This is a genomic window from Bacteroidota bacterium, from assembly GCA_018831055.1.
Classification (GTDB): Bacteria; Bacteroidota; Bacteroidia; order Bacteroidales; family B18-G4; genus M55B132.
The window spans coordinates 1-6,866 of the sequence record JAHJRE010000018.1 but is presented as its reverse complement, the minus strand read 5'-3'; the positions used below and the strand labels follow the sequence as shown (position 1 = coordinate 6,866).

Here is a 6,866-nt window from a genome sequence, read left to right as displayed (position 1 = left end):
GAGTCTATTCACCTCTACCCGTATTAAGGTAACCGGAAATAGCCTTAACATAGTTCTCAAAAGCCTCAATACCTTTCTTCGTAATTTTACAGGTAGTCAAGGGATAATTATTGCGGAACGACTTCTTCACGGAGATATATCTCCCCTCTCCCTTTCCCCCACCCCCGTGTTAATAAATTTCACCCCAAACATGATGAAATTCTGAATGTATTTTGTAAATTGCATACAATAATGGGGAAGCTTACACACACAATTGTACCCGAAAATCCAGCTAATAAATAAAAGATATAGCCGCATTTTGATTATATTTGGAGTATGAAAAATCCTGACAACAAAATATTGAAACAAATAAAGAAAATCATCACGGAACAAGAACCGGGAGCGAAGATTTATTTGTATGGTTCCAGGTCACGAGGGATGGCCAAGAGCGATTCCGATTGGGACTTGCTGATACTGCTGAATAAGGACAAGATATCTCCCGAAGATGAACAGAAAATTATTTACCCCCTATATGATCTTGAATTTGACACAGGAGAAGTTATAAGTCCGATGATTTACAGCGAGAAAGAATGGAACACAAAATATAAAATCACACCTTTTTATCAGATTATAATGCGGGAGGGGAGACTTCTATGACAGATTATAAACACGATGATTATATAAAATATCGCATAGAACTTGCACGGGAGACTATTGAAGAAGTTCAGAGTCATAGAGAAAACAAATTCTGGAATACATCTATCAACCGAATGTATTATGCGTGTTTCTATGCCATAGGAGCATTGCTTGCCAAACACAAAATGCCAAATAACGAAATCACCAGACAGCAAAAATATTTTCTGAATTCAAATAATTAAATAATCAATACCATTCAAGCCTATAGATACAGATGAATTATCACAGGAAGCATACGAAGGGATCATGATTGAAGCAGAACGATTGACCCATGACCTGACATTGCATTACGGACTGCTTTCCGGTGATTGCGAAGATGAAAATGAATACCTTGATAAGGCTGAAATACTCACTAAAGAGATCATGCAGGCAGATGAAGGCCTCCTGGATGATATTTTCTGGGGAGATCCTCCGGATAAGGAAAAACTGAACATCACTTTGAAGAAAATTATCGAAAAGATTCAGAAAATCCGGAATGATGATCTTCTCCCAAATTCATGATTCTAAGGTTGATATACAACCTTCCTGGCAGTTCTTTTATCTCCGGAAGAAAATAAAATCAAATAAATCCCGGGTTTTACGTATTCACCGCTCTCGCCGGTTCCGTCCCATTGTGCATAGCACTCCATTTCTCCGGTCATTTCAACGGATAATGTTTTGATCAATTGCGAATTAGTATTATATATCAGGATACTGGGTACTTCAATTTCCCTTTCCAGGGAAATGTTTAGGAACAGATTCTCTGAAAATGGATTTGGATATCCTGTTATTGAAAAGCCTTTTCCCGTTTCCTTATCTTCTTCAATGTTGATGTAGATGTGCTTGTCATCCCGCATATGATAAATATCATAGTTTGAGATCCCCAATGCATAAATAAAATCCACATATTCAAAATTAAATTGCTTGTAGACGATTGACGGTTGCATGACCCAGCTATCATATATGGATTCCATGATTTCATTCTGATCCCACAATGGGCCGTAAGAAAAGCCATGAATAAGAAATCCATCATCCTGCATAAACAAGTAACTATAACCTATGGGAGGGGCCAGATTATCAATGCATAAATATTCAACCGGACCGATTTGCAAAGGAGCGGTAAACAGGTCATCCCATCTGATAAGAAACTCGGCTTCCACAGGTTCAAAGGAAGTATCTCTATGCAGAAATACTGCACGACTATGTTCCGGGTGATTTTCATACTCCGAATTCAACGAAATGCATGGCTGGGAACCCATAGCGGAATATATGGTATCAAAGCTTTCCATTTTGTCATCCGACCAGAAGAATTGCAGTGAATCCTGGTTAAACTGAATGCCAAAGAACAGATCATCAGTAAGATATTGCAAATGATTGGCAATGGCAATATCGTTGATTTTATTCTTTGTTACAATGCTTTTTCTTTCAGCGACAGAATCACCGGAAATGCGCGCATATCTGAGTGATTCAGTCAGGTTGCCGTTTCTCTGTATCCAAAAAACATTCACATCCCCTGATGAATCAACATCCGCAACAGGCAGCAAATTCACAACATTATTATCGCTGACCTGCTTGTAATCGGTCCAGTTGATAAAATCAAAAGTACTCATATACCTGATCTCACTTGTTTCCTCATCAGATCCAAACAAAAGGTGGATTTTATTATCACTACTTATTGCCAATGTAGGATTATACCCTTCAATGATCTCAAACGGTTCGCCCCACAGGCCGGAATCACTGTAATACATAACCCCTTTGATTATACTGTGTGGATGATCGTAATCCAAATACGTAACATAGAGATTGTCAGCAGAATCCCTCACGATCTTTCTTTGATTATGATTTGCAGTCACATAATCATGGTCGCTGGTGGCGATCAATGTCTGGGCGATGCTGCCATAAGACGGGAACAGCATCACTGCTATCAATATGAGTTTTTTCATTATTATCAATTATCGGCAATATTAGATAACGAAATATTCGCACTAATTTACGAAACATATTGATCGAATGCAAATTTATACGGGAAAATATGCTATGATATGAAATGCTTACAGTTTCTTAATCTTAATGCCAATTTCCGGAACCTCTAACTTCAACATTCGTTAATCTTTGATCGTAAATCAAATACAACTCTTCACCCGTCTGTTTTATCAATCCTCTTGCAAAAATCAATCTTTTCCCGTAGGTTTGTTATCTTCATAACAATACTGCGATGCGATACACAAGTTCTCAATTAACTTTCCTGGTTCTCCTCAGAGTATTTATCGGTTGGCACTTTCTCTATGAAGGTGCGTCAAAATTATTAAACCCAGCCTGGTCGGGGAAAAGCTATCTGCTTGATTCCAAAGGATTCATGTCGGGTTTTTATGAATGGATCGCGGGCAACAACTCCTTGCTGATGGTTTCCGACTTCATGAATGAATGGGGCCTTACACTGATAGGACTTTCACTGATATTAGGGATCTTTACAAGGATATCCGGCATCGCGGGAATTATCCTTCTTCTCCTGTATTATCTTTCACATCCTGCCTGGCCGGGGCTGGAATACCTGATGCCGGTGGATGGAAGCTATTTCATAATTAACAAAAACATCATAGAGATACTTGCACTCCTGGTAATGCTTGTATTTCCAACCAGCCATATCATCGGGCTTGAAAGGATTTTCAGGATAAAACTATAAACGTACAGATGATGGATGATGCCAACAAAGCAAACTTCAGCCGGCGGGACCTTATCAAGGGATTGGCCGCTGTCCCTCTGCTGGGAGCCTTAGGCTGGGGTCTTTACAAACAAAAACAACGCTACAGCAGGATCAGCCGGAATATGCTGGGTGATATCTCGGTGAATGTCCCGACAGGCTTACCTCCTCTTGAACAAGGGGATACACTCCGTATCGGAGTGGTGGGTTTCGGCGGCAGGGCGCGTTACATAGCCAAATCCATGGGGTTCCTGAATCCCAAAACCCTGGATCAATGGAAGGAAAATGCTTCCCAGGACAAATGGTGGGCTGAGTATGTTCAACAATTTCTGGATCAGGAAGACCTGAACGTGCAGATCACAGCCATCTGTGATGTTTTCGACCTGAACGCGGAAAAAGGGATGGAGGCCTCATCCAACCTTTACCGCAATGGTACCGGAGGTAAAATGGGCCCTTCCCCCAAACGGTATAAAACCTACACTGAATTACTGGCCGACCCGGATATCGATGCGGTGATCATTGCCACACCTGACCATCTACATGTCCCTGTAGCAAAGGAAGCCGCCCGCAACGGCAAACATGTCTATTGCGAGAAGCCCTTATCCTGGACCATACCCGAGACCTATGAGATCAGGGATCTGGTTAAGGAAACCGGTATCGTCTTCCAGCTTGGTCATCAGGGGAGGCAGACGGAGAGCTATCATGCCGCACGGTCACTCATACAGCAAGGGGCGCTGGGAAAGATCTCCCTTATTGAGGTATGCACCAACCGCAACGACCCGAACGGAGCCTGGGTATATGACATTCCTCCGGAAGCAAGCCCGGAGACCATAGACTGGAGACAGTTCATCGGGCCGGCGCCCTGGCACGATTTCAGCCTGGAGCGTTTCTTCCGCTGGCGCTGCTGGTGGGATTACAGCACCGGGCTTAGCGGCGACCTCTTTACCCACGAATACGATGCCATCAATCAGATCCTTGATCTCGGCATACCGCATTCGGCCATGGCTTCCGGGGGCATTTATTTCTTCCAGGATGGGCGCACGGTGCCCGATGTGCTGAATATGGCCTTTGAATACCCCGACAGAGACCTTACCCTGGTTTACAGCGCCACACTGGCCAGCGATAAAGACCGCGGCAAAGCAATCATGGGCCATGATGCCTGGATGGAACTGGGAGATACCCTGGTGATCAATGCCGATCCCGGATCAACCAAATACCGGGAAAAAATCGATCAGGGTATCATGGAAGCAGGAAAACCTATTTATACCTATGTCCCGGGCCAAAACACCGTCGATGCCGTCACCTCACCAACCGAAAGATATTTTGCAGGAAGAGGACTATTATACACCTACCGCGGTGGGAAACAAGTGGATACAACATACCTGCACCTGAGAGAGTGGATCAACTGCATCCGGAAAAAGGACGGCTCCCAACCCAGCTGTAACATCGATATGGCCTTCCAGGAAGCAATCACCGCCCACATGGGAACGGTTTCCTACCACGAAGGAAGAAGAGTTTACTGGGACAGGGAGAGGGAGGTGATGGTATGAGGGCAACGGGGTGAAACAAATAAATTGGCATCGATGATGATATTGCAGACAAATTCATTAAAACCATTCTAAATGATTAATACCGCAATCATCGGATTTGGCTTATCAGGAAAGGTGTTTCACGCCCCATTCGTGAAAAACCATGAGAATTTTACATTAAAAACCATTGTCACCACAAAGCCTGAACTTCCCGCGCCTTACCACGATATCCCCATTTCCCGGGACTTCCGGGATGTTTTAGATGATCCCTCCATTGACCTGGTGGTCATATCCACACCCAATGAATTCCATAAAGAGCAAACTATCCAGACCTTGCAGGCAGGGAAACATGTCGTCCTGGAAAAACCCATTACACCCACTTTCAAGGATGCAGAAGAAATCATAAAAGTGGCAGGTGAATGCAGGCGGCTTTTATTCCCATATCAAAACCGGCGCTGGGATGGCGATTTCCTGACAGTAAAAAAGATACTGGAACAAAACCTCCTGGGAGACATCCTGGAATTTGAGTCTCATTTCGACCGTTACAATCCTGAAGTTGGGCGGGCATCCTGGAGATACACAAAAAAGATGGCAGGCGGAACCTTGTTCGACCTGGGGGTTCATCTGATCGACCAGTCCATAAGCCTGTTTGGTAAGCCTGACGCTGTTTTTTGCCGTTTGTTCAACCAGCGGGAAAACAGTATTGTTGACGACAGTTTCGACCTGAAGCTGATCTATCCCCGAAAAAATGTGACCATCAAAGCCGGCGTTTTTGTCAGGGAAAAAGGACCTCGTTTCACTATTCATGGCAGAAAAGGATCATTTGTCAAATACGGACTTGATCCCCAGGAAAAAGCTTTGGTGGAAGGAAAAATGCCTGGCGGGGAATTGTGGGGTGTTGAAGGGAAAGAAGACTGGGGCACGATTCATACCGAAATGAATGGAAAAGTTGTGCGAAAACCCTTTGAAACGCTGGCAGGAAACTACATGGGATTTTACGCCAACGTCGCGGAAGTCATTGAAAAAGGTGCAGAAATGGCCGTTAAGCCTTCTGAGGCAGCACTGAACATCCGCATCATAGAAAATGCCATACAAAGCAATGAAAATCAGTCAGTAATGCCATTATAACCCAGGAATATGAAATCAAGGCGTGAATTCATCAAAACCCTGTCGTTGCTCACCGTGGGAGCTGCAGCATCCTGCACCTTTCCATACTGCATACGACCAAAACGGCTGACAGGCATACAGCTCTGGACCTTACGCGACATAGCAGGCAAAGATCCTGTAGGAACTTTGCAGATTGTCACGGATATAGGGTTTAACAATATAGAGCCTTATGGTTTCGACGGTAAGTTTTATGGGATTGAGGCCCGTGAATACGGGGATATCGTAAGGAACCTCGGTGCCCGGCTAAGCAGCACCCATACAGGGATCAGCAGTGACAACTGCAGGCATTATGCAGAAAAAGCCGTGGATGCCGGATTAGAATACCTCGTGCTGCCATCACCCGGAGGCAGGCCCGTGAGTACAACAGATGACTTCAAAAGGATCGCGGAAGAACTGAACACTATCGGTCTTGCAGTCAGAGAAGCAGGCCTGGGATTCGGCTATCACAACCATGCACGGGAGTTTGAGCCCATTGATGGTATTATTCCCTATGACATCCTGTTGCAGGAAACGGAGCCCGGACTGGTATGTTTCGAGATGGACATTTACTGGATCATCAAAGGCGGAGCCGATCCGTTGGATTATTTCAGGAAATATCCCGGACGCTTTGAGCTTTGGCATGTCAAAGATATGGGGCCAGACGGAAAAAGCTGCATCATCGGCAATGGGAATATTAATTTCAAAGAAATATTTGCCCTTGCAGATATCGCAGGAATGAAGTACTTTTATCTGGAGCAGGAAGATTATGAAAAGAGCCCGGTAGAATGTGTAGAGGAGAGTTACGGGTATATTGAGGGGGAACTGGGATAAAGGGG

At 44.3% G+C, this 6,866-nt stretch carries 9 protein-coding genes; 7 read left to right on the top strand and 2 right to left on the bottom strand.

Features of this window, described 5'->3' with window-relative positions:
* Positions 1–4 precede the first annotated feature (4 nt).
* Positions 5–136 (bottom strand): transcriptional regulator, encoded by a 132-nt coding sequence (locus tag KKA81_01475; GenBank protein ID MBU2649578.1) that lies wholly within the window; start codon positions 134–136, stop codon positions 5–7.
* 179 nt (positions 137–315) lie between these two features.
* Here KKA81_01475 and KKA81_01470 point away from each other — a divergent pair, with 179 nt between their 5' ends.
* From KKA81_01470 to KKA81_01460, 3 genes are all read left to right on the top strand, one after another.
* Complete coding sequence (locus KKA81_01470) at positions 316–636, top strand: nucleotidyltransferase domain-containing protein (protein MBU2649577.1); 321 nt, start codon at positions 316–318, stop codon at positions 634–636.
* Positions 633–857: a HEPN domain-containing protein gene (locus KKA81_01465; GenBank protein MBU2649576.1), complete on the top strand. Its 225-nt coding sequence runs from the start codon at positions 633–635 to the stop codon at positions 855–857. The genes KKA81_01470 and KKA81_01465 overlap by 4 nt, the downstream gene beginning before the upstream one ends.
* A 64-nt stretch (positions 858–921) precedes the next feature.
* Positions 922–1,176 carry a hypothetical protein gene (locus KKA81_01460; GenBank protein MBU2649575.1) on the top strand — a complete coding sequence of 85 codons (255 nt, stop codon included), beginning with the start codon at positions 922–924 and terminating at the stop codon, positions 1,174–1,176.
* 2 nt (positions 1,177–1,178) lie between these two features.
* Here the strand turns inward: KKA81_01460 and KKA81_01455 are convergent, their stop codons facing one another.
* Positions 1,179–2,597, bottom strand: a complete 1,419-nt coding sequence (locus tag KKA81_01455; GenBank protein MBU2649574.1) for a hypothetical protein — start codon at positions 2,595–2,597, stop codon at positions 1,179–1,181.
* 272 nt (positions 2,598–2,869) lie between these two features.
* Between KKA81_01455 and KKA81_01450 the strand changes: the two genes are divergently transcribed.
* The 4 genes from KKA81_01450 to KKA81_01435 all read left to right on the top strand — a co-directional run bounded on the left by KKA81_01450 (position 2,870) and on the right by KKA81_01435 (position 6,861).
* A complete protein-coding gene (locus KKA81_01450) occupies positions 2,870–3,337 on the top strand; it encodes a DoxX family membrane protein (protein ID MBU2649573.1) in 468 nt (155 codons plus the stop codon).
* Positions 3,338–3,345: 8 nt separating this feature from the next.
* Positions 3,346–4,905, top strand: coding sequence for a Gfo/Idh/MocA family oxidoreductase (locus KKA81_01445; protein ID MBU2649572.1), 1,560 nt, complete (start codon positions 3,346–3,348; stop codon positions 4,903–4,905).
* A 72-nt stretch (positions 4,906–4,977) separates the two neighbouring features.
* On the top strand, positions 4,978–6,012 hold the full coding sequence (locus KKA81_01440; protein MBU2649571.1) for a Gfo/Idh/MocA family oxidoreductase: 1,035 nt from the start codon (positions 4,978–4,980) through the stop codon (positions 6,010–6,012).
* 9 nt (positions 6,013–6,021) lie between these two features.
* Entirely contained in the window at positions 6,022–6,861 is an 840-nt protein-coding gene (locus tag KKA81_01435; GenBank protein MBU2649570.1) for a sugar phosphate isomerase/epimerase, read from the top strand.
* Positions 6,862–6,866: the final 5 nt, after the last annotated feature.

Bases quoted from the DNA above. Each gene is read 5' to 3' on its own strand.
- KKA81_01470 (MBU2649577.1), top strand. From the start codon at position 316: ATGAAAAATCCTGACAACAAAATATTGAAACAAATAAAGAAAATCATC.
- KKA81_01465 (MBU2649576.1), top strand. From the start codon at position 633: ATGACAGATTATAAACACGATGATTATATAAAATATCGCATAGAACTT.
- KKA81_01460 (MBU2649575.1), top strand. From the start codon at position 922: ATGATTGAAGCAGAACGATTGACCCATGACCTGACATTGCATTACGGA.
- KKA81_01455 (MBU2649574.1), bottom strand. From the start codon at position 2,597: ATGAAAAAACTCATATTGATAGCAGTGATGCTGTTCCCGTCTTATGGC.
- KKA81_01450 (MBU2649573.1), top strand. From the start codon at position 2,870: ATGCGATACACAAGTTCTCAATTAACTTTCCTGGTTCTCCTCAGAGTA.
- KKA81_01445 (MBU2649572.1), top strand. From the start codon at position 3,346: ATGATGGATGATGCCAACAAAGCAAACTTCAGCCGGCGGGACCTTATC.
- KKA81_01440 (MBU2649571.1), top strand. From the start codon at position 4,978: ATGATTAATACCGCAATCATCGGATTTGGCTTATCAGGAAAGGTGTTT.
- KKA81_01435 (MBU2649570.1), top strand. From the start codon at position 6,022: ATGAAATCAAGGCGTGAATTCATCAAAACCCTGTCGTTGCTCACCGTG.